Genomic DNA, 23,025 nt, shown 5'->3' on the forward strand with positions numbered 1-23,025 from the left:
AAAAATAAATGAAAATACAGGAATTTCCTGTATTTTTGATTTTTAATAATATTATTTAATAAATAAAATTATTTATTTTTGTATTCATCTTTTAGTAATTTTTCTGGAATAGAATAAAGATTAATATGACAATAACCCAAAGGATTTTTTTCAAGATATTTTTGATGATATTCTTCAGCTTTTGTTTTGTCATAAACTTTATCAAATTCAATGTAATTTTCTTTATTTTCTTTATTAATAAATTCTTTATTTAAATCTTCAAATATTTGTAAAACAATTGGATCATTTGAATAAATTCCAACTCTATATTGTGTTCCTTTGTCATTTCCTTGCTTATTTAGAGAGTAAGGATCAATAATATTTAAATATAATTCTCATATAGTTTTTTCATCTATTTGTTCATCATCATAAATAACTCTAACTGCTTCAGCATGCTTTGAACCAGAACAAACTTCTTTATAAGTTACTCCTTCAAAGTCTCCATTTATATAATAAGATTCAGATTGAATAACACCTTTAATTCTTGAAAAATAAGCTTCTACTCCTCAAAAACATCCACCTGCTATAAAAACTTCTTTTTTCATATTTTCTCCTTATTTTTTATTGATAAATTAATGATACTAAAATATAAAAATTAGTATAGAAAAAAGAGCAATAAAATGAAAAAATGCATTTTTTTGCTATAATTTAAATAAAAATTATTTAAAAAGATTATTAAAGTAAGTGAGGTAATATGTTTTTTAATGATAAAGATGAAAAAGAAAAATATATTCTAGATGACGAAGAAATGGAAACTGTTTTTAAAGAAGAAACAGCAGAAGAAAGTGATGAAGAGGAAGTAGCACCACAAGATAAAGAAGAATATGTGGTTTCTTCTCAAATTATAGAAAATGAAGCAGGTGGAATAATTCCTAAACCTATTTCAGATGAAATGAGAAATTCATTTCTTGAATACGCAATGTCTGTTATTGTTTCTCGTGCTCTTCCAGATGCTCGTGATGGTTTAAAACCAGTTCACAGAAGAATTCTTTACGGTATGAGCGAACTTGGTATTACCCATAGTGTTGCACATAAAAAATCAGCTAGAATTGTTGGTGATGTTTTAGGTAAATATCACCCACACGGTGATTCTTCTGTGTATGATTCAATGGTTCGTATGGCTCAAGATTTCTCATTAAGATATCCATTAATTGACGGGCATGGTAACTTTGGTTCTATTGATGGAGATGCAGCAGCTGCGATGCGTTATACAGAAGCAAGAATGTCTAAAATTGCTTCTTTAATGGTAGAAAGCATTAAAAAAGATACAGTAGATTTTATGCCTAACTATGACGGTTCTGAAAGTGAACCAACAATTCTTCCTTCTAAAATTCCAAACCTATTAGTTTCTGGTGTTACTGGTATTGCAGTAGGGATGGCAACAACTATACCACCACACAATTTAGGAGAGGTTATTGATGCCACTATTGCTTTAGCTAAAAATCCAGAAATTTCAATTGATGAATTAATGCAACATATAAAAGGACCAGATTTTCCAACAGGAGCTATGATTTTAGGACAAAGTGGTATTACTAAAGCTTATGAAACTGGTAGAGGTTCCTTTATTTTAAGATCAAAAGCAAAAATTGAAGAATTAAAAAATGGAAAAAGTAAAATAATAGTTTATGAAATCCCTTATGAAATCAAAAAACCTATATTAATTGAAAAAATTGTTCAATTAATTAAAGAAAAAAAACTTGATGGAATTTCTGATATTAGAGATGAAACGTCAAGAGAAGGAATAAGAGTTGTTTTCGATATTAAAAAAGGATTTATCCCTGAAGTAGTACTTAATAATCTTTTTAAATATACATCTTTACAAGTTAGTTATTCTATTAATATGATTGCTTTAGTGAAAGGAGAACCAAAACTTTTAAATCTTAAAGAAGCATTAGAAGTTTATTTAGAGCATCAAATTGATGTATTCACTAGAAGATTGCAATTTGACCTTAAAAAAGCAGAAGAAAGAGTTCATGTTTTAGAAGGATTGAAAATAGCTATTGAAAATATTGATGAAGTAATTAAAATTATTAAATCATCTAAATCCGATGCAGAAGCACAAGAAAAACTCGCTGCAAGATTTAATTTAACTCAAATTCAAACCAAAGCTATTATTGAAATGAGATTAAGCAGATTAACTGGTTTAGCTGTTGAAAAACTAGTTAATGAAATGGAAGAGTTATATCAAAAAATTAAAGAACTTAAAGAAATATTAGATTCAAAAGAAAAATTAATTAACTTAATTGTTTCAGAATTACAGGAAGTAAAAGAAAATTTTGCTGATGAAAGAAGAACTGAAATTACTGCAACAGAAGTAGGAACTATTCAAGATGAAGATTTAATTCCATCTCAAGATGTTGCTATAACATTAACAAATAATGGTTATGTAAAAAGAATAAATATCGATGAATACAAGACACAAAATAGAGGTGGAGTTGGTTCAAACACTGCTTCTACTTATGAAGATGACAACTTAAGTTCTATTTTAATTACTAATACACATACTGATTTATTAATATTTACAAGTTTGGCAAAAGTTTATAGATTAAGATCATATCAAATACCAGAACAAAGCAAACAAGGTAAAGGAATTCCTTTCATTAATTTAATAGGAATTCAAAAGGATGAAAAAGTAATTTCAATGTTATCTATTAATGAATATAATTCAGGTACTTATTTAGTAACAGTTTCTAAAAAAGGAATTATTAAAAAAACAGAAATTAGTAACTATGAAAGAATTAATGCAAATGGAAAAATTGCACTTGGTCTAAAAGAAGGAGATGAACTAAAAAGAGCATTTGTTGTTAAAGATGGTGAAGAAATCATTATTGGAGCATCAAATGGAAATGTTGTTCGTTTCTTAAGTGATGAATTAAGAAGCACAGGAAGACAGTCTGAAGGAGTTAGAGCAATAAAACTTGAACAAGATGATGAAGTAGTAGGTGCTTCAACAACTGCTGAAGGACAATATATTTTAGCTCTTGGTGAATTAGGTTTTGGTAAAAAAACTTTAATTGATGAGTATAGAATCACTGCTCGTGGTGCTAAAGGTGTAAGAACTATTAATAGTGAAAAAGCAGGGAAATTAACTTATATTGGAAATGTTAAAGGAAACGAAGAAATTCTTATTTTAACAAAACAAGGAATTGCTATCAGAACATCCCTTTCTCAAATTGCAGAGACTTCTAGAAATACAAAAGGTGTTAAAATTATTTCTTTAAGAGAAAAAGATTCAATTAAGGCGATTGCAAAAATTGATGGTTTATCAGAAAATTAAAATATTTTATAATAACAAAAATAGTATAAAGAAAAATGAAAAACAATAAAATCAATCAAAAAATGGTTGATTTTTTAAATTTTTGCTATTAACTGGGAAAGAGGAGATAAAATTTCCATTTATACTTACAAAAGCATAAATGGAAATTTTTTGACTAATTAATTATCTTTTAATTTGTTTATGATTTAATAATTCAACCGGTACAATAATTATTAAAATTATACTCATAGGTATTAAAGAACCTAATATTCCTGATAAATAAATATCATCTTTTTTTACAGGATTTGGCAAAAAAGTTCCTATTGCAAAAAGAATAACAATTATTAAAAAGAGCAAACCAAAGAAGATAAAAAAGTTTTGTATATATTTTTTAATATTTCATTTTTTATCAAATGCAAAATCAATATTATTTTTATTTTTTATATAAAATATTAAAGGAAAAAAAGAAAACAAGAATTTATTTACTTTTTTATTCATTTTAGAAATTCATAATCACTGATAAAAAAATAAAAACACCATGACTACAAAACAATAAAATCAAGTAAAAAATAAAGATACTAAAGTTATAATTCTTGTGCTAATTTTGTCAAATAAAGATAAAAAAGATAATATGAAGCAAATGACAAAAGTTAATTTAAATATAATTGAATATAAACTAAATAGATGAATCTGTTTTAATTTCATTTGAAAAGAATCCCCTTTTTATTTTTATATTTTCATTATATACCTTTCTTTGCATAAAATTTAAGAAAACTTTAAAAATAGTATTTTAATTATATTTTTTGTATATATTTAATATTTTTGTTCTATAATAAAAAAAGAAAGAAGGAACAATGGAAAAAATAGATAAAGAAAAAAGATTAAAAGAATTAAGCGATCTTGAATACAAAGTTACACAAGAAGGTTATACTGAAAGACCATTTACAAATAAATATGATAAGCATTTTGAAGAGGGTATTTATGTTGATATAGTAGATGGAACTCCTTTATTTAAATCTGATGATAAATATGATTCTGGTTGTGGTTGACCTGCATTTTCCAAACCCATTGAAAAAGATATAATTACTGAACACAATGATTTTTCTCACAATATGATTAGAGTAGAAGTAAAAAGTAAAAATGCTAATTCTCATTTGGGACATGTTTTTACTGATGGACCTAAAGATAAAGGCGGTTTAAGATATTGTATTAATTCTGCTTCTTTAAGATTTATTCCATTAGATAAAATGGAAAAAGAAGGTTATGGAAATTATTTAAAATTATTTGATAAAAAATAAGTTTTATAAAGGAAAAATAGTTATTTTAGAATAAAAAAGAAATATCTAGTCGATATTTCTTTTATTTTTTAACTATAAATAAAATGTCTAAAAAGATTCTTATAAATGATAAAAGTAAGTTTAAACCAAAAAGTAAAGATCTTTTTAACATTATTGACTTTATTTCTTGTTCATCAAAATTGGTAGAGATGATAATTGAAGCTTCTCTTTGAATTATGTTAAAGTTGAATCCTATTAAAATTCAAGAAACAGCTATACTTATTACTGAAATGACTGTAATAATAACGTTATTAGAAATAAATCAAGTAATTATAGATAAAACCAACATCATAACAACACCAATATAAACAAATATTCTTAATTTAGAAAAATCAATTATATTGAAATATCCTAAAAATCCAAAAACTGCAATTGATAAAGTAGGAATTAACATAGCTAATAATATATATGAAATCGCATTAGCTTGTTCTGTGTTGACTACTTGTAAAATAATGATAGGTATTCAAAATGATTGAAGTAGTATAGTAACAATATAAGCTGCAACTAATAAAAATATATTTTTCGTTTCACTATTGCGAGCTAGATAACTTATTAATGCAAAACATACTAAAATTATGACTAAGTGAATTAATCAGTAAAGATTAGAAACAGCTAATCTAAATATTAAATTTAAATAAGCTGTTTTTACTGCTTCTATAGCAATTGTTGCATAGGAAAGTAAAAATATAACTGCTAATCCAAAAGTTAGTCATAATAGAGAGTAAAACACCATTCTATTTTTTAATTTTTTTTGTGTATCATCTAAAGATACATTTATATTTTTTTGACTTTTATTTATTAACATAATTAATAATTATAACACATTGTTATCTGAGAAAAAATACCTATTTTTCCTAATTTTTTCTTTTTTGAAGTATAAATCTTCTTTTTTGGAAATATTAAATATGAAAATAAGGAAACAAGAAGATATAAAGGACTGTGGACTAGTAGTTTTGCAATCACTTTATCATTATTACCACTCAAAATGGATAAATTTATCTGATTTAAAAAAAGAAACCTTTTATAATCAAGATGGAATAGTGATAAAAAATCTGCAAACACTTTCAGAAAAACACGGAATAAAATTAGAAGCATTTCATATTGATTTTGAAGCACTTTCAAATTTAAAATCAGAGAAACCTTCTATTATTTTAATAAACGAAGGCGAGTTAAATCACTATGTAATCTTTTTAAAAATAGATAAAAATTTTGTTTATTTACTAGATCCGCTTGTAGGTAAAAGAAAAATAGAAATTGAATTTTTTAAAAAAATATTTGTAAATATAATTCTTACAACAGAAAAAATTTTTGATCCTAAAACAAAAGCAATTAAACAGAAAAATCCTTTATTTTTGTATATTTGAAACGAAAAAAGTATTACTATTTTTTTGTTAATTATAGTTTGTTCAATCCTTACTTTTTCTAGTTCTTTCTTTTTAAAAAACGTTATAAATAAAGCAATTTATTTTAATAATATTAGCATTTTGATTAAGTTAACTATTGTTTTTGGTTGAATTTTGTTATTTAGATTTTTGCAAAACATCTTAAAAAGCTTATTTTTAAAAAATTTGCAGATGGTCATAGAAGAAAACATTATGAAAAATTTTATTTTTTCTCTTAAAAGTGCTCAGAACTCACAATTATTTAAATTAGATACTTCAGACTATATAAAAAGATTTAATATAATACCAAGTTTTGCTTCTTTTATATCAAACTTTGCTTTTACACTAGTTTCTGAAATTTCCACTTTTATTTTTGCATTTTTCATTATTTTGTTTTTAAATTGAAAATTATTCTTGATAACTTTCTTAATAGGTTTTATTTTCTTTATGTTTTCCTTTATAGAGAAAAAAGTAGTTAATTCAAAATATAATGATATTTTAAAAAGCAATGCTTCATTAAATTCTAGTTATTATAAAGTAATTACAAATTTTGATAAACTAAAAAAAGAAGATTTTTACAAAATGATTAATAAAGATTTTGAAAGCAAATATAAAAAACTGAAAGAAAAAGATTTTCACTTATGAAAAATTAATTTTATTTTTAAAAATTTCCAAAAATTTTTAATTGAGTTTTTACCAATAATACTAACTTTTATTTGTGCTTTATTTGTTATAAAAGGGGAATTCAAACTCGGTGATATGATTTTATTTATAACTTTTTTTGCTGCTTTTGTAAATCCCTTGAATAGTATTTCAGATTTAATAGTGTATTATCCAATTTTTTTAGAAGAGTATGATTTATTAAAATTCATTTTATTTATTGAAAAAGAAAAAAATGGTACTCATTTAATTGAAAAAATAAAGTCTATTCAACTTGAAAATATAGATTATAAACCTAATAATATTAAATCAATATTAAAAATTAATAATTTAGAAATCAATAATAATTTAATTTTAAAAGGGCAAAATGGTTCAGGAAAATCTACTTTATTGAAAATTTTAAACTTAGATTTAGAATCAAATTTTAAAATAAATAATTTACCAATTTTACATTTTGATAAAAGTGAATTAAGAAAAAAGATAATTTATATTAATAAGGAAAGTTTTTCATCTAGTATAGATGTATTTGGTTATATTACTAAATATAATCCACAAAAAGTTGATACTTTTCTAAACAATTATAGTTTTTATGAATTGGATAAATTATTTATTAAATGACAAATAGATTTAAAAACAGAAATAAAGGAAAATTGGGTTAATTTTTCAGAAGGACAAAAACAAATAATATCTATCTTACAGCTTTTGTGTCAAGAATTCGATTTGATTTTATTGGATGAAGCTTTTGAAAATATATCAATGGAAAATTTTGAAATTTTAAAGAAAATAATTTTAAATTTTCAAAAAGAAGCAATTTTTATAGAAGTTTCTCATTCTAACAAATATTTAAATGAAAGTGAGATTTTTGATCTTGATAAAGAAAAATAATTTAATAATATTTTTATCCATACTTTTATTTTTTATATTTATTATTTCTATATTTGTAATAACAAATATAAAAGAAAATGAGCAAATTCCTATTTCTATTACAGTAAATAATAAGAAAGAATTAAATTTTGAGATAGATACAAACACTTTTTTATCTATTAAAAAAAGCAGTTATATTATAATTAAAAAAACTTATTTAAAAGATGAAGATAAAGAAACACTTTTATTTATAAAGGAAATAAAAAACATTAAAAACAATGTTTTTAATGTTCGTTTATCTCAAAATAGTAATTTGAAAATAGTTCCAAATTCATTAATATATGCCAATTTAGTTTTAACCAAATATAAAAATTTTATAGAATTTATTATTTAATTCTTTCAAAAAGTATTTCACCTTTTTGAGTTAGTGTATTATCAAAAAGTTCTCATTTTCCTATATTATCAAAATCAATTGACTCAATATTTAATTGTTGAAGAGCTAAATTCGCTTTGTTTTTTAAAATAGAAGACATAAAGCAAGTTATAGCATAAATTCCGTTTAAAAGAGTATTTAAAACAACTTCCAATCTTTCTTTATTATCTTTTAAAGTTCATGGAAGAGTTAAATCAATATAACCATTTAATTTTTTTGATAGATTAAAAACTTCTTTATAAGCTTTATCAATTTTAAAAGAGTCCATTTCATTGCAAAATTCTTTTTTGGTATTAAGTATTTCAGAAAAAATTTCTTGTTCTAAGTCTGTTAGTTGTTCTTTTTTATATTTTAATGGTACATTAAAAGATTGGTGAATCATTGCGATTGTTCTTGATAATAAATTTCCAAAATTATTAGCTAAATGAGAGTTGTAAACATTTTTGAATTGTTCTTCATCAAAATTAGCATCATGTCCCATAATAATTTGTGTAGATAAGTAGTATTTTACTGGTTCTGCTCCATATTTGTTAATTAATTCAATAGGATCAACTACGTTGTTTAAACTTTTGGACATTTTAATACCATTAGCATCTCTAATAAGACCATGACTTAAAATTGTGGTAGGTAGTTTTAAATCCATTGATTTTAACATAATTGGTCAGTAAATACAGTGAAACCTTGTTATTTCTTTACCTACTATATGAACGATTTCATCTCCATTTTCTCAATATTTCTTAAAATCAGAATCATTTTTTAAACTAAAATTAAGAGCACTTACATAATTAAATAAAGCATCTAATCAAACGTAAATGACGTGTTTTGGATCGTTTTGTAGTTTTATTCCTCAATCAAAAGAAATTCTTGTAACAGAGAGATCTTCTAATCCTTTTTCTAAGAAATTATTTTCTAATTCTTTTATTATTTGTTTTGGAAAAATAAAGTTTTCATTGTTTTTTCAATATTCAAGTAATCATTCTTGAAATTGAGACATTTTAAAAAAATAAGATTCTTCTTCAACTTCAACTAACTCATCTTCACTAACTGGATGAACTAATTTACCGTTTTTTTCTTTAGCTTGTGTAATAGTTAAAAATTCTTCGGAACTAACAGAGTATAAACCTTTATATTTATCTTTATAAATAATTCCTTTAGAAAGTAAAGAATTAAATACATTTAAAACAACTTCCTTATGATTTGTGTTTGTGGTTCTAGAAAAATAATCATAGTCAATTTGTGCTAATTCTCAAAGATCTTTAAATTTTTGAACTTGCATATCAACGTATTTTTGTGGTTCTAGATTATTTTCTTTTGATTTTTGTTGTATTTTTAATCCATGTTCATCTGAACCAGTCAACATTTTTACATCATATTTTCTATTTTTCTTGTAGTTTGCAAAAACTCATGCAAGAGTAGTTGTATATAAATGTCCTATATGAAGATTCCCCGAAGGATAATAAATAGGCGTTGTAATAAAAAATGTTTTTTTCATTTTATCTCCTTGTTTTTATTGGTTTATAAAGTTCTTTAACTTCATCTCTGTATTCATGTTTGCTTTTATCGTTAATATGTAAATAAATGTTTTTTTCAAAAAAAGTCCCCCAACCAGATTGAAATCTAGATTCAATTAAAGCAAATTTAGGATTTTCATTTTCTCTTGGTAATACAAATTGAACTCTTTTTGGTTCGAATTTGTATTTTCTCAATAATTCAAAACAATCCACAAGTCTCTCTATAGGTAAAACAAAACTTAAATACCCTTTTTCTTTAATTATTTTGGAACTTCCTAAAATAATTTGTTCTAAGTTTAATTTTATTTCATGTGTTGCAATCAGTAATTCTTCATTTATCTTTGTTTTTTGCGTATTTTTGTCTATTTTATAAAAAGGCGGATTGCAAACTATTGCATCATATTTTTGTAATTGATTTTTATTGTGTTCTTTATAAAAAAGATTAAAATCATTCAAAATTAAATTAATTTGTTTTTCTTTTTTATTGTGAACAACATTTTTTTTAGCTAAATTTAGGGCTTTTTCTTGAATTTCTAGAGCATCTATTAATATATTTTCATCCCTTTCAGAAATGAAAATAGATAAAGCAGCATTATTTGTTCCTATTTCAAGAATATTTTTAACTTTTCTATTTATAGTTATGAAATTACCTAATAATATTGTATCAACTGAATAATTAAACATATTTTTATCTTGATAAATATACAAGTTAGAATCATAACCTAAAGAATTTAAAACTATTTTTTTATTCATATATTTAATTAAATTTTATTAACCTTGGATTTTCAGAGTATTTTCTTCCTTCTTTAGCTAATAATTTTCCATTAATTTTAGTTGCATCAGCACTGAAAGTATTATTTATGGTTAGCATAAACTCACCTACTCCATAAGAATCAACTGGTGTATTTTCTTTTTCAAACATTGCTATTCTTTCAGGATCAAAACCAGAAGACACAATTATTTTTACATGTTTTCCACCATTTTCATCTAGTGCTTTTCTTAAGTTTTTAATTTGATTTGGAGTAACTCCAAATTCATTTTCATTATTTTTAAACATCTTGTCTCTAACGGCTTTAGAAGTATCAACTCTTACACCGAAAAGTTTTTCTTTAAATTCTTTTAAAACTGCTAAAGAATCGCTAATAACATCGTTGTGAAAATCAACAAGTGCTATTAATGGTTCATCTGGAAAAAGTTCATAGTAATATTTCATTACTTCAACTAAATTCCCGTTAAAATTCTGTATTAATGCATGTGGAATCGAACCAAAAACCACTTCTTCTTTACCTCTTGCTCCTGCATTTGTGGAGTGAGAAGTTATACCAGCAAGTTCAACAGCTATTCCATCCCTTTCTTGATTAGAATAATGGTCTGAACGATCTCCCATAAAGACAATTTCTTTTGTTGGTGCTGCTTCCATACATCTTTTTGCATTAGTAGCAATAGAAGTACTTCTTGCTAAAACTCCATCAATTATACCTTCGTAAATTCCAAAATATTTATATTCTCCTTCTAGTTCAAGAACAACTTCTTTATTATTTATAATTGAACCTTCAGGTAAATATTTTATAGAATATTTAGAAGTATCTGTATTATTTTTTAGCAATTCTAAAGCTTCGTTCATTCCACCTAAAATTGAATTATCATGTCTTTGAAAGAACTGTAAAGTAACAATTGAATTCGGGTTAAATTTTTCGATAATTTGCTTTGCTTTAAAAAAATAATTAGCAGCATAATAATCTAATTTATGTTTCATTTTTTCCTCTTTTCAAAAATTAAGTTTCACTGAAATTAAAAAGTATAACATTTAGTAATAACTATCTTCAGACTTTACTGTCGGCTCGGGAATTCCGCCCGATCATGCTCTATGAGTACGATGGCTTTTACATCCGGTTGGGTAATTATCCCAGTCAGGAAACTACAAACAAATGTTTGCAATAAAATTTTACTAAAAAAAGCAATTTTCCTTTATAAAAATTTGTTTTTTGTGTAAATTAATACTAATTTGAAAAAAACATAGAACCTAAAGTCCTATGAATTTTCTTTTTCTCCATTATTTACATCGTATTTTTTCTTAAGAAATTCAAATAATCTTTCTGCTTCTTTTTCATCAATGGGAGTATCTATTATTTCAACTTTTTGATTTTTATTTATTTTTAAAATTTCTAATATTGATTTGAAGTAAGTACTATTTGCAAGATCTATTGTTTTAATTGGTAAATCCATTGCTTCAACTTTTTTTAAGATAAGTTTATTTGTATGATTTTCAAAAAAAGGAATTAAGTATGAATAATAAATACCGCTAGACATTCCTCAGTATCAAGGTTGTGACAAAATTAAATTATTATTTGCAAAAAATTCTTCTGAACTTACACCGTTTAAATAGTGCTTTTCAAATTCTTTTTTATTTATTTCTTGAATTTTTTCTTCACTCAAACTATGATAATTATTTTTATCTAATTCTGGATTTTGATTGTATAAATTTTCTCAAAAGGATTTGTTGAAAAAGTTTAAAAAACTTTCTTGTAATTCATTAAAAGAATAAATTATTGTATAACCATTTTTTATAATTTGATAAGCTTGCTTTTCATAAGGTTTTTTTTGATAATTAAAATGTTTATATTTTTCTAAATTTATCATAAAATGCGGATCTTCAATTTTCTTTATATTATTATCATCTTGATATTTGCTTAATAAATTTCCAAACTCATAAACATCTTGCATTCTATATTGTTTTTCTTCTTTAATTTCTTGGTTTTCAGAATCAAAAATTTTTACACAAGAAACAAAAGAAAAAGGAATTGTTGAAACTAAAATAGTATTTAAAAAAATTAATTTGTTTTTCATATATTTACTCCATTAGTTATATTATATAATTAAAATTAATTTTTATTTAAAAGTAACAAAAAATTCTCCTAAAAATAAGAATTTTGTTTTTTATTTATATCTAATAGAATCAAGCATTTTTTCATCAAATATTTTTAAAAATTCAACCATTAAATTAATCATTGCTTCAATATCGAATAATGAAGCAACTCCTAAAGGTGAATGTAAATATCTTTGTGGAATTGATAAACTAATTGTTGGAACACCACCTTTTCCATATTGTAGTTCTGCAGCATCTGTTCCACCACCTTGTGCTACATATTTATAAACTGGAATGTTGTGTTTTTTACCTAAATTCATTAAAATTTGTACTAATTTTGGATCCATTAATGTTTCAAAATCTTGAACATTAATTGCAACTCCTGCTCCTAATTTAGGAATTCCAGTAATTGCTTGATAAGTATCGTGGGAAGCTCCAGTATCAATTGCAAAAGCGATATCTGGTTCAATTATAGAAACAGAAGTTTTTGCTCCTCTACTTCCCACTTCTTCTTGAACTGTTCCAACAAAATAAGGTCTATTTGGTAATTTTTCATCTTTTAGTCTGTTAATGATTTGATCAATTACTGTAACACCTGCACGGTTATCCATTGCTTTACCAGCAACTAAATCAGGATTAAATAATCTAAATGTTTCTCCATGCATATAAATTCTGTCACCAATTTGAATCCCTTGTTCTTCAGCTTCTTTTTTGTCTTTGAAGCCAAAATCAATAAATAAATCTTTAATGTTTATAGCTTTTTGGATTTTTTCATTTTCCAAAATATGAATGGAAGTATGACCGAAAACCCCGTAAAATTCTTTATTTTCGGTAGTTATAAGTTTAGCTTTTGTTCCCACTACCACATTAGGTCATACCCCACCAATGGTTACAACTCTAACTTGTCCGTTTTCTAAAATTTCAAGAACTGAAAAACCAACTTCATCCATATGTGCAGCAAGCATAATTTTTGGTCCATGATTATGATCTTTTTTAGTTATAATAACACTTCCCATTCTATCTCTTGCATATTCTACATTAGCATCTTTAGTGTTTTTTCTTAATGCTTCTACAACTTGGTCTTCGTATCTAGAAACACCTTCTATTTCCATGTATTCTTTTAATCTTAAAAATAATTGTTCTTTGTTATTCATTTTTGCTCCTTATTTATATTGTATTTTATTATATTCTTCATTATTCATAAATTTGAAAAATTCAGTTAATAATTGAATTACTGCTTGTAAATCATTTAAATCACAAACTCCAAGTGGAGAATGTAAATATCTTTGTGGTATTGAGATTGTTACGGTAGCAACACCACCTTTTCCATATTGTAATTCAGCAGCATCTGTTCCACCACCTTGTGCTACAAATTTATAAATTTTTATACCTTTATTTTTAGCTAATTGCATTAAAACTTCTATAAGTTTTGGATCCATCATAGTTCCACGATCTTGAACTCTAATTGCAACACCATCACCTAATTTTTGTCTTCCGCTGATAGTTTGATAAGTATCGTGGGAAGCGGTTGTATCGATAGCGATTGCTATATCTGGATTTATTTTTGAAACAGAAGTTTTTGCACCTCTAGTTCCTACTTCTTCTTGAACGGTTCCAACAAAATATGGTATATTATTTAATTTTTCATCTTTTAGATTATTAACAAGAAAATCTAAAACAGTAACACCTGCACGGTTATCCGTTGCTTTACCAACAACTAAATCTTGATTAAATAATCTAAATGTTTCACCGTGAATGTAGATAATATCTCCTGCTTGTACACCTTGTTCTTCAGCTTCTTTTTTATCTTTAAAACCAAAATCAACAAATAAATCTTTTGTTGTTACAGCTTTTTGAATTTTTTCTCTTTCCAAAACATGAATAGAAGTATGACCAAAAACCCCGTAAAATTCTTTATTTTCGCTAGTTACAAGTTTTGCTTTTGTTCCTATTATAACATTAGCTCATATACCACCAATGGTTGCAACTCTAACTTGTCCATTTTTTAGAATATCAAGAACAGTATAACCAACTTCATCCATATGAGCTGTAACCATAATTTTAGGTCCTTGATTATGATTTTTTTTGGTGATAATAAGTGAACCAAAATTATCATATTCATAATTTAAATTTTCACTCATAGTGTTGCTTTTTAGTTTATTTGCTACTTTTTCTTCTCTTCTAGAAACACCTTCTATTTCCATATATTCTTTTAGTTTTTTAAATATTTCTTCTTTATTGTTTTTCATTTTCTACTCCTTGTATAATTTCATTTTGTATGTATTCAAATGAGAACCTATTTATAATTATAAGATTTTCTAGGAAAAAGTTGCTAAAAATTGAATAAGCTTTCTCTTTTTTAAACATTTCTTTTTTATAAGTTGTTTCAATAAAATCATTAATTGAATTGACTAATGGTAATATAAAATTTTCATTGAATGTTTTTGTGTGAATTTGAGTTTTTTCATTTTCATAATCAAAGTTGAAAGTTAAATTATCTTCTTTATCAAGCAAAATTAATAAAATTTTGTTTTTAGATAATAAAGTCAACTTTTTACTATTGAATATTGATTCAAAAATTGAACTATATTTCTCTGTATTTGTGAATTTGATAAATTCTAAACAAGCATTAAAAGTTTCTTCATTAGCGTTTTCTAAAGCGGTTTGCAGTTCATTAAAAGAAATATCTATTATCCCTTTTATTTCGAATTTTTTAGTGTTTTTAAGAAGTTCTTGATTAGTTTCAAAAAGCATTTTTTCAAATTTTTGTTTGTAAGTTTCAGGAATTCAAGGGGCACTTAATTCAGTTTCAATTAATATTTTTTTAGTTATAAGATCTTTTTCTTTGTTAATTATTTCAATAATTTCTTCATAATAATTTGGTTTCATATTTTAACTTTAATAAAAATATAGATAATATAATAATCATCTATATTTGTTTTATTATTTTTTAATTCTAATTTCTTTAAGTCTAGCAGATTTACCTTTTCTATCTCTCATGTAGTAAAGTTTTGCTCTTCTAACTTTATTTGAACGAACAACTTCAATCGAAGAAATTGTAGGCGAATTTAAAGGAAATGTTCTTTCAACACCAATACCGTATGAAACTTTTCTAACAGTAAAGGTTTCTCTAGTTCCTTCGTTTTTCATTGCTATAACTAAACCTTCGAAAATTTGGATTCTTTCTTTTGAACCTTCTTTAATTCTTACGTGAACTTTAACATTATCACCTTGTTTAAATTTAGGTAAATCAGTTCTTAATTGTGAACTTTCAACAATTTCCATTAATTTATTTTGCATTTTCTTTCCTTTCTAAAATATCTGGTCTATTTTTTTTAGTTTTTTCAATTTGTTTTTGTTTTTTCCATTCTTCTATTTTTTTGTGATGACCACTAAAAAGAACTTCTGGAACTAACATATTTTTATAATTTCTAGGTCTGGTATATTGTGGATAATCTAATAATCCTTCATTTTCAAAAGAATCATTTAAATGGGATTCTTCCTTTATAACACCTTCAACCAATCTGATTACAGAATCAGCAATTATCATAGCAGGTAATTCTCCACCCGTCAAGACATAATCACCTATTGAAATTTCTTCATCAATTAAATAATCAATAATTCTTTCATCAAAACCTTCATATCTACCTGCAATTATTGTTATCTCTTTTTCTTTAGATAATTCTCTTGCTTTTTGTTGATTAAAAACTTTTCCTTGTGGGCTCATAACAATTTTTTTACCACCAACTGTTTGCAGCGCTAAATCAATTGGTTCTATTTGTAAAAGCATCCCGTGACCACCACCAAAAATTTGATCATCAACTTTTTTATGTTTGTTTTGTGAAAATTTTCTTATATCTATGATGTTTATTTCGATGATTCCTTTTTCAATTGCTTTTGCAATTATAGATTCACTTTTAAATATTTCGAAATAATTCGGAAATAGTGTCAAAAAGTTAATTTTCATACTATTTTGCTTTTTTAGAAGCAGCGAATTCGCTTAAAATTGATTCTTTTTTCAATAATGTTCTAACAGTTTCAGTTGGTACTGCTCCAATATTTAATCATTTTAAAATTAATTCTTTTTCAAGTTTTAATTCTTTAGAACTTGGGTTATAGTGTCCTAATACTTCAATAAATCTTCCATCTCTTGGTGCTCTTGCATCTGCAGCAACAATTTTGTAAATAGGATTGAATTTATTTCCTAAACGTTTTAATCTAATTTTTACCATATTTTCCTTTCTTGTTTTTTATACTTATTTATTTTATTAAATTATTTAATGCTTTAATAATGAAATAAATTTTACCACTTTTTGAAAAAATGTCAAGTAAAAGTGCTTGACAGATGATTTTATTTTTCATTTCTAAATTTAAAAAACTTAAAAAAAGAGATTTTTTTCATTTATAAAGACTAAAAAAAACAAAAAAATTACATTTTTTGTATAATTAAAAAATGAAAAATACACAAGACTTTATTACCATAGTTGGTGCAAAAGAAAATAACTTAAAAAATATAAATCTAAAAATACCAAAAAATAAGTTAGTTGTCTTTACTGGAGTTTCTGGTTCTGGTAAATCATCACTTGCTTTTAATACAATTTATGAAGAAGGAAGAAGGAGATATGTTGATTCTTTAAGTTCATATGCTAGACAATTTTTGGGTGGAACTAAAAAACCTGATGTTGTGTCTATCGATGGACTTTCTCCTGCTATTTCTATTGAACAAAAAACAACTCATAATAATCCACGTTCAACAGTAGGTACTATTACTGAAATATATGATTATTTACGTTTATTATATGCAAGAATAGGAAAACCATTTTGTCCAAAGCATAAAATAGAAATTACAAGTCAAAAAACTAAAGATATTGTTGATTCTATCTTTACTTTTCCGGAAAATTCAAAAATTTACATCCTTTCTCCTGTTGTTTCAAATGAAAAAGGTTCACATGAAAAATTAATTGAAAAATTAAAGAGAGAAGGATTTTTAAGACTAAAAATTGATGGAAAAATTTTCCTTATTGAAGAAGATGAAATCAAATTAGAAAAAAATAAAAAACACAACATTGAAATTGTTGTTGATAGATTAAGTATTGAAGAAAAAAATAGAGGTAAAATTACAGAATCCATTGATGTAGCCGCTGATTATTCTCAAGGAATAGTTAATGTTGAAATTCTCAACCAAAAAACAATTACTTTTTCCAAACAGCAAGCTTGTCCATATGGTGATTTTAATATGCCACACATTGATACAAAGGATTTTTCTTTTAATTCACCAAGTGGTATGTGTGACAAATGTAAAGGAATTGGTGTTATTTTAAGAGCGGATTTTGATTTAATAATTCCTAATAAATTCTTTTCTATTCAAGAAGGAGCAATTAAATTATTTCCTTTTCCAATTAATGGAAAATCTATTGAATGAAAAGAATTTGAAATTTTATTAAACTATTATGATATTGACATTAATAAACCAATTAATGAACTTTCAGATGAACAAATAGATATCTTAAAATATGGTTCTGAACATGAAATTAGTTATACCATTAAATCTGAAAGTGGTAATAAATACAATAGAACAAGAAGAATTGAAGGGCTTTTAGAAAGAATTGAAAGAAAGTATTTAGAAACTTCTAGTGAAGATATTCGTAATTGATACAAGAAGTTTATGTCAGAATTCAATTGTGATGAGTGTGGTGGAGCAAGATTAAATCGCTACTCATTAGCTGTAAAAATTAATGATTTAAATATTTTTGAACTTTGTAACTTATCCATTGAAGATACATTAAAAGAAGTTCAAAATTTAAGAATTAATGCTTTTGAAAAAGAAGTTGCTGAATTATTAGTTAATGAAATAAAAGATAGACTAAGTTTTTTAGTTAATGTAGGATTAGAATATTTATCTTTAAATCGTAAATCAGAAACACTTTCAGGTGGAGAATCACAAAGAATTAGGTTAGCAACACAAATCGGTTCAAATTTAACCGGTGTTCTATATGTTTTGGATGAACCATCAATTGGTTTACATCAAAAAGATAATCGTAAATTAATTAATTCTTTGAAAAAAATGGTTGAAATTGGTAATACATTAATAGTTGTTGAACATGATGAAGAAACTATTTTAGAAGCAGATCACATTATTGAAATAGGACCTTTAGCAGGTCGTAATGGTGGAGAACTAGTTGCTGAGGGAACTGTAGAAGATATTATGAATAATCCAATTTCAGAAACAGGAAAATTTTTATCAGGTAAAAATTTTATTGCTATTCCTAATAAAAGAAGGGCAGGAAATGGGCAATTTATTTCTATAAAGGGAGCTAAAGAAAATAACTTAAAAAATATTGATGTTAATTTTCCATTAGGTAAATTTATCGCAGTTACAGGGGTTTCTGGTTCTGGAAAAAGTACTTTAGTTAATGAAATTTTAGTTAAAGCACTTGAAAATATGACTTCTGAAGAAAAAGTAAGAGTTGGAAAACACCAATCACTAAATGGACATTATAATATCGATAAATTAATTAAAATTTCACAATCACCAATAGGAAGAACTCCAAGATCAAATCCAGCAACTTATACAAGTGTTTTTGACGACATAAGAGACGTTTTTGCTAATTTAGAGGAAGCTAGAAGTCGTGGATATTTAAAAGGGAAATTTTCTTTTAATGCTTCTGATGGTCGTTGTGAAAAATGTCAAGGTGATGGAATGCTAAAAATAGAAATGCATTTTCTACCTGATGTTTATATCAATTGCGACCACTGTGATGGAACAAGATATAAAAATGAAATTCTAGAAATTAAATATAAAAATAAAAATATTTCAGATGTTCTAAATATGACTGTTCTAGATGCTTATGAATTTTTTGAAAATCGCCCTAAAATAGCAAGTAAATTAAAAACTCTAATAGATGTTGGACTTGACTATATTACTTTAGGACAATCAGCAACTACTCTTTCAGGTGGTGAAGCACAAAGAGTAAAATTAGCTAAATTCTTACAAAAAAAACCTACAGGAAAAACTTTTTATGTTCTTGATGAACCAAGTACTGGATTACATCCACTTGATGTTTCCAAACTAATTAAAGTTCTTAATAGATTAGCAGATAGTGGTGAAACTGTTTTAGTAATTGAACATAATTTAGATATTATTAAAGTAGCAGACTATGTAATTGATTTAGGTCCCGGTGGTGGAGTTAATGGTGGAAAAATAGTTGCAACAGGAACTCCTGAAGCAGTTGCTCAAAATGAAAATTCTTTTACAGGTCAATATTTAAAAGGAGTCTTGAAAAATGGAAAACATTAAAATTTCTTTTTTAATAAATGAGTTTAATTTAAATCCCATCAACAACTTTCCAGAAGGGGAAATCAAAAGACCTTCTATTAATAGAGCGGGTTTATTACTTGCTGGGGCAGTAAGTAATGAAACTTTAACTAAAAATATTGTTGCCTGAGGTACAAATGAATCGGAATTTTTACTTTCTTTAAACCAAACAGAAAGGAAAAATGCATTAATTCGTGTTTTAGGACAACATCCACCACTGCTAATGTTGTCAATTGGTTTTTCTAAAAAACTATATGATGAAGTACTTGAAATTGCCAACCAATTTTCAGTACAAGTTACTAATAGTGAAGAACATTTATCCACTTTAATTGCAAATATTGGGAGTTTTTTATCAGAATATTTTGCTAAAAAAGAAGCGGTACATGGATGTGCGATTATAATAAATGGAATTGGTGTTTTAATAGTAGGTTCTTCAGGTGTTGGTAAATCAGAAGCAGTATTAGAATTAATACAAGATGGACATACTTTTGTTAGTGATGATACTGTTATTATTTCAAGACTAGGAACCAGGTTTATTGGAAAACCTTCCCCAATTACTCAAGATTTATTAGAAGTACGGGGAATAGGAATAATAGATATTAGACATACTTATGGTTCAAGTATGATTAGAAAAAAACTTGATATAGATTTAGTTTTAGAGTTAGTTTTAAGTGATAACTCTATTAACTTTGATAGATTGGGAAATAGTGAATTGCACTATAATATATTAGGTGGAACAATTCAAAAGATTCAAATACCTGTTAAACAAGGAAGAACAACTTCTTCTTTAGTGGTAGCAGCTGTTAACTCTTACCTAGTTAAACAAGATGGTTTGGATCCTATTCAAAAAATACAAGAAAGGATAAAAAGTAATGCCAAATAACCCTAATTTTCCTGATTATTTGAAAAATGCTCGTGCTTTTAATGAAGGAGAAGCATATTATTTATTTAATCAGACATGATTACCTGTTTATAGTGTAATGATTATGCTTGGTATGATTTTAGCAATTTTAACCATCTTCTTTTTCTGAAAAAGAGAAAAGATGAATACTGATCACTTAGCAATCTTGGTTATGATTACTATACCAACTTCAATCATTGGTTCAAGACTTGGATTTATTTTTGAACAACTTATTGCAGGTAATGCAGAAAGTTTAAAACATACTTGATGAAATATTAGATCAGGTGGTTTATCAATTCAGTGAGGTGTTATTCTCTCAACTGTTTGTGATTTAATTTATATATATTTTAAAAGAGATGTAATTGATTATCGAAAAGCAATGAGTATTATTTTACCAGCTGTTTTAATAGGACAAGCGATTGGTAGATGAGGTAACTATACCAACCATGAAGTTTATGGAAAAATAGATGCAGATGGAAGTAGTGTCTTATGACTTGGAGAAACTATTGTAAGAAATATGTTTATTAGTGACTCTGTTAATTCCGATGGAGCATTAAGAGTACCTTTATTTTTCTATGAGTTTTTAACATCAATTGTTGGTTATATATTAATTGTTTGAATATTTAATCTTTTCAATTGATTAAAACCTGGTGTTACAGCAGGTTTCTACTTAATTTGATACGGAATAGTAAGATCTTCTATGGAATTTTTAAGAGAAGAATCTTATGTATTTTACTTTGTTTTAGCTATTATTTACATTATTGTTGGTTTAATATTTGTAATTTACTATCAATTTTTTGCAAATTACAAATATTCATTTAATAAAACAGGAATTAAAGTAAATAAAGTTCAAAGATACGAGAAAATAAAAGAAAAAATGTTTTTCATTACTTGAGTAAACTATAAAAGAATTAATTAAAATTATAAAATAAAAGAGGTATAAAAATGGAAAAAATTTATGATGTAGCAATAATAGGTGCAGGTCCAGCTGGTTTAACAGCAGCAATTTATGCATCTAGAGGAAATTTATCAGTCGCAATTATTGAAAAAGGTGCTCCTGGTGGAAAAATGGTAGCACAATCAAAAATTGAAAACTGACCAGGAGATAAAGTTGTAATGGGAGCAGATTTAGCTCTAAGAATGTATGAACATGCTTTAGAATATGGTGCAGAGCATTTATACGGAGAAGTAGAAAAAGTATTATCTTTAAGTGAGTTTGAAAAAGAAATTCACTTAAAAAATAAAAAAATTATTAAAGCAAAAGCAGTAGTAGTTGCTTCAGGTATGAACGAAAGAAAACCAATGGATATTGAAGGGATTTTAGAATTTGAACATCGCGGTGTTTCTTATTGTGCAATTTGTGATGGTCCTTTATTTGGTAAAAACCCATCTATCATTATAGGTGGTGGAAATTCAGCTGTTGAAGAAGGTTCTTTCTTATCCTCTATTGCTTCAGAAGTAAATATCTTTGTAAGAGATGCTAAATTTAATGCAGAACCAAGACTTGTTGATGAATTAATGTCAAAACAAAATGTTAAAGTTCACTTTAACTCTAAAGTTTTAAAATTAAAAGGAAATACATCTTTAGAAGAAGCAGAAGTTGAAATTGATGGCAAAGTTCAAACAATTAAAGTTGCTTCACTATTTCCATACATTGGATTTATTCCTGCAACTAGTTTCTTAAAAGACTTAAATATTTTAGAACCAAATGGTTTTATCAAAGTGGATCACTTCCAAGAAACTAAAGAAAAAGGAATATACGCTATTGGAGATGTAACTCAAAAAGAAATTAGACAAATTGCAACAGCAACAAATGACGGAACCATTGTAGGAAAAATCCTTACTAATCGTTTAGGTAAGTAGATTATAAATCATAATAATATTTAATTATTTGATTGTTATAAACTAAAACCATTTTACAAATTTATATTAATTATTAATAAGGTATATTATTAGTTAATTTATAATATTTACTAATTTTAAAAATATTAAAACAAACAAAAAAAGAAAAAAAAGACATATTTTTTAACTAAAAACAATGTTTTTTTTTTTTTTGATAAATTTAAATAAAAATGTATAAAATTTTAATGCGATTATTTTGTTATGATATTTTTATAACTAAAATTAAATCGATAAATTTATTTTTAATAAGGAGAAAAATGAAAAAAAATTTAAAAAATGTTTTATTAACATTAGGAACTAGTACAACGGCTTTAGCAGGATTTGCTTTTGTTGTTTCATGTGGAAAAACAGAAGCTAAAAAACCTGAAACTTCTACTACTACTCCTGCACCAAGTAATCCATCAACAACACCAGAACAACCAGGAAATGGTGGAACAACTACTACAACACCAGATTCAGGATCACAAACTGGATCAGGAGGAACTGCATCACAACCAAGTAGTTCAACACCAGATTCAGGATCACAAACTGGATCAGGAGGAACTGCATCACAACCAAG

At 25.5% G+C, this 23,025-nt stretch carries 21 protein-coding genes and 1 pseudogene; 9 read left to right on the forward strand and 13 right to left on the reverse strand.

Going from position 1 to position 23,025, the window contains the following annotated elements; all coding sequences use genetic code 4:
* Nucleotides 1–68: 68 nt before the first annotated feature.
* Nucleotides 69–584: a peptide-methionine (S)-S-oxide reductase MsrA gene (gene msrA / locus ACXX89_RS01710; RefSeq protein WP_458557438.1), complete on the reverse strand. Its 516-nt coding sequence runs from the start codon at nucleotides 582–584 to the stop codon at nucleotides 69–71.
* A gap of 149 nt (nucleotides 585–733) precedes the next feature.
* Here msrA and gyrA point away from each other — a divergent pair, with 149 nt between their 5' ends.
* Nucleotides 734–3,316, forward strand: a complete 2,583-nt coding sequence (gene gyrA, locus ACXX89_RS01715; protein ID WP_458557439.1) for a DNA gyrase subunit A — start codon at nucleotides 734–736, stop codon at nucleotides 3,314–3,316.
* Nucleotides 3,317–3,478: 162 nt separating this feature from the next.
* Here gyrA and ACXX89_RS01720 read toward each other — a convergent pair whose 3' ends face one another.
* Nucleotides 3,479–4,000: a hypothetical protein gene (locus tag ACXX89_RS01720; protein ID WP_458557440.1), complete on the reverse strand. Its 522-nt coding sequence runs from the start codon at nucleotides 3,998–4,000 to the stop codon at nucleotides 3,479–3,481.
* 149 nt (nucleotides 4,001–4,149) lie between these two features.
* Here ACXX89_RS01720 and msrB point away from each other — a divergent pair, with 149 nt between their 5' ends.
* The gene (gene msrB / locus ACXX89_RS01725) at nucleotides 4,150–4,593 is read left to right on the forward strand and encodes a peptide-methionine (R)-S-oxide reductase MsrB (protein WP_458557441.1); all 444 of its coding nucleotides are present in this window, start codon (nucleotides 4,150–4,152) and stop codon (nucleotides 4,591–4,593) included.
* A 61-nt stretch (nucleotides 4,594–4,654) separates the two neighbouring features.
* Here the strand turns inward: msrB and ACXX89_RS01730 are convergent, their stop codons facing one another.
* Nucleotides 4,655–5,437, reverse strand: a complete 783-nt coding sequence (locus ACXX89_RS01730) for an MAG0110 family membrane protein (protein ID WP_458557442.1) — start codon at nucleotides 5,435–5,437, stop codon at nucleotides 4,655–4,657.
* Between the two features lie 100 nt (nucleotides 5,438–5,537).
* On the opposite strand from ACXX89_RS01730, the gene ACXX89_RS01735 reads away from it, so the two are divergent.
* Both ACXX89_RS01735 and ACXX89_RS01740 read left to right on the forward strand, forming a co-directional pair.
* Nucleotides 5,538–7,559, forward strand: coding sequence for an Mbov_0121 family peptidase domain-containing ABC transporter (locus ACXX89_RS01735; RefSeq protein ID WP_436358919.1), 2,022 nt, complete (start codon nucleotides 5,538–5,540; stop codon nucleotides 7,557–7,559).
* Complete coding sequence (locus ACXX89_RS01740; protein ID WP_458557443.1) at nucleotides 7,522–7,932, forward strand: hypothetical protein; 411 nt, start codon at nucleotides 7,522–7,524, stop codon at nucleotides 7,930–7,932. The genes ACXX89_RS01735 and ACXX89_RS01740 overlap by 38 nt, the downstream gene beginning before the upstream one ends.
* On the opposite strand, the gene metG is transcribed toward ACXX89_RS01740, so the two are convergent.
* The 10 genes from metG to rpsP all read right to left on the reverse strand — a co-directional run bounded on the left by metG (nucleotide 7,925) and on the right by rpsP (nucleotide 16,580).
* A complete protein-coding gene (gene metG, locus ACXX89_RS01745; RefSeq protein ID WP_436358921.1) occupies nucleotides 7,925–9,463 on the reverse strand; it encodes a methionine--tRNA ligase in 1,539 nt (512 codons plus the stop codon). The genes ACXX89_RS01740 and metG overlap by 8 nt on opposite strands.
* Before the next feature lies 1 nt (nucleotide 9,464).
* Nucleotides 9,465–10,235, reverse strand: a complete 771-nt coding sequence (locus tag ACXX89_RS01750; RefSeq protein WP_458557444.1) for a tRNA1(Val) (adenine(37)-N6)-methyltransferase — start codon at nucleotides 10,233–10,235, stop codon at nucleotides 9,465–9,467.
* A gap of 4 nt (nucleotides 10,236–10,239) precedes the next feature.
* On the reverse strand, nucleotides 10,240–11,238 hold the full coding sequence (locus ACXX89_RS01755) for a nicotinate phosphoribosyltransferase (protein ID WP_458557445.1): 999 nt from the start codon (nucleotides 11,236–11,238) through the stop codon (nucleotides 10,240–10,242).
* Between the two features lie 275 nt (nucleotides 11,239–11,513).
* Nucleotides 11,514–12,329 (reverse strand): hypothetical protein, encoded by an 816-nt coding sequence (locus tag ACXX89_RS01760; protein ID WP_458557446.1) that lies wholly within the window; start codon nucleotides 12,327–12,329, stop codon nucleotides 11,514–11,516.
* Between the two features lie 90 nt (nucleotides 12,330–12,419).
* Entirely contained in the window at nucleotides 12,420–13,502 is a 1,083-nt protein-coding gene (locus tag ACXX89_RS01765; protein WP_458557447.1) for a M42 family metallopeptidase, read from the reverse strand.
* Nucleotides 13,503–13,511: 9 nt separating this feature from the next.
* Complete coding sequence (locus tag ACXX89_RS01770) at nucleotides 13,512–14,597, reverse strand: M42 family metallopeptidase (protein ID WP_458557448.1); 1,086 nt, start codon at nucleotides 14,595–14,597, stop codon at nucleotides 13,512–13,514.
* Nucleotides 14,584–15,237: a hypothetical protein gene (locus tag ACXX89_RS01775; protein ID WP_458557449.1), complete on the reverse strand. Its 654-nt coding sequence runs from the start codon at nucleotides 15,235–15,237 to the stop codon at nucleotides 14,584–14,586. Before ACXX89_RS01775 ends, ACXX89_RS01770 begins: the two co-directional genes overlap by 14 nt.
* Before the next feature lie 54 nt (nucleotides 15,238–15,291).
* Nucleotides 15,292–15,648: a 50S ribosomal protein L19 gene (gene rplS / locus ACXX89_RS01780; protein ID WP_436358928.1), complete on the reverse strand. Its 357-nt coding sequence runs from the start codon at nucleotides 15,646–15,648 to the stop codon at nucleotides 15,292–15,294.
* Nucleotides 15,638–16,315 carry a tRNA (guanosine(37)-N1)-methyltransferase TrmD gene (gene trmD / locus ACXX89_RS01785; RefSeq protein ID WP_436358929.1) on the reverse strand — a complete coding sequence of 226 codons (678 nt, stop codon included), beginning with the start codon at nucleotides 16,313–16,315 and terminating at the stop codon, nucleotides 15,638–15,640. Before trmD ends, rplS begins: the two co-directional genes overlap by 11 nt.
* A gap of 1 nt (nucleotide 16,316) precedes the next feature.
* Nucleotides 16,317–16,580 (reverse strand): 30S ribosomal protein S16, encoded by a 264-nt coding sequence (gene rpsP / locus ACXX89_RS01790; protein ID WP_458557450.1) that lies wholly within the window; start codon nucleotides 16,578–16,580, stop codon nucleotides 16,317–16,319.
* Nucleotides 16,581–16,801: 221 nt separating this feature from the next.
* Here rpsP and uvrA point away from each other — a divergent pair, with 221 nt between their 5' ends.
* The 5 genes and pseudogenes from uvrA to ACXX89_RS01815 all read left to right on the forward strand — a co-directional run.
* Nucleotides 16,802–19,645 carry an excinuclease ABC subunit UvrA gene (uvrA, locus tag ACXX89_RS01795; RefSeq protein WP_458557451.1) on the forward strand — a complete coding sequence of 948 codons (2,844 nt, stop codon included), beginning with the start codon at nucleotides 16,802–16,804 and terminating at the stop codon, nucleotides 19,643–19,645.
* On the forward strand, nucleotides 19,632–20,546 hold the full coding sequence (gene hprK, locus ACXX89_RS01800; RefSeq protein WP_436358932.1) for an HPr(Ser) kinase/phosphatase: 915 nt from the start codon (nucleotides 19,632–19,634) through the stop codon (nucleotides 20,544–20,546). Before uvrA ends, hprK begins: the two co-directional genes overlap by 14 nt.
* Nucleotides 20,536–21,483, forward strand: coding sequence for a prolipoprotein diacylglyceryl transferase (gene lgt, locus ACXX89_RS01805; RefSeq protein ID WP_458557452.1), 948 nt, complete (start codon nucleotides 20,536–20,538; stop codon nucleotides 21,481–21,483). The genes hprK and lgt overlap by 11 nt, the downstream gene beginning before the upstream one ends.
* Before the next feature lie 26 nt (nucleotides 21,484–21,509).
* Entirely contained in the window at nucleotides 21,510–22,427 is a 918-nt protein-coding gene (locus tag ACXX89_RS01810; RefSeq protein WP_458557453.1) for an NAD(P)/FAD-dependent oxidoreductase, read from the forward strand.
* A gap of 296 nt (nucleotides 22,428–22,723) precedes the next feature.
* Nucleotides 22,724–23,025 (forward strand): annotated as a pseudogene (locus ACXX89_RS01815) (hypothetical protein); the annotation flags it as partial.

It is taken from the genome of Mycoplasma sp. 1012, from assembly GCF_054343455.1.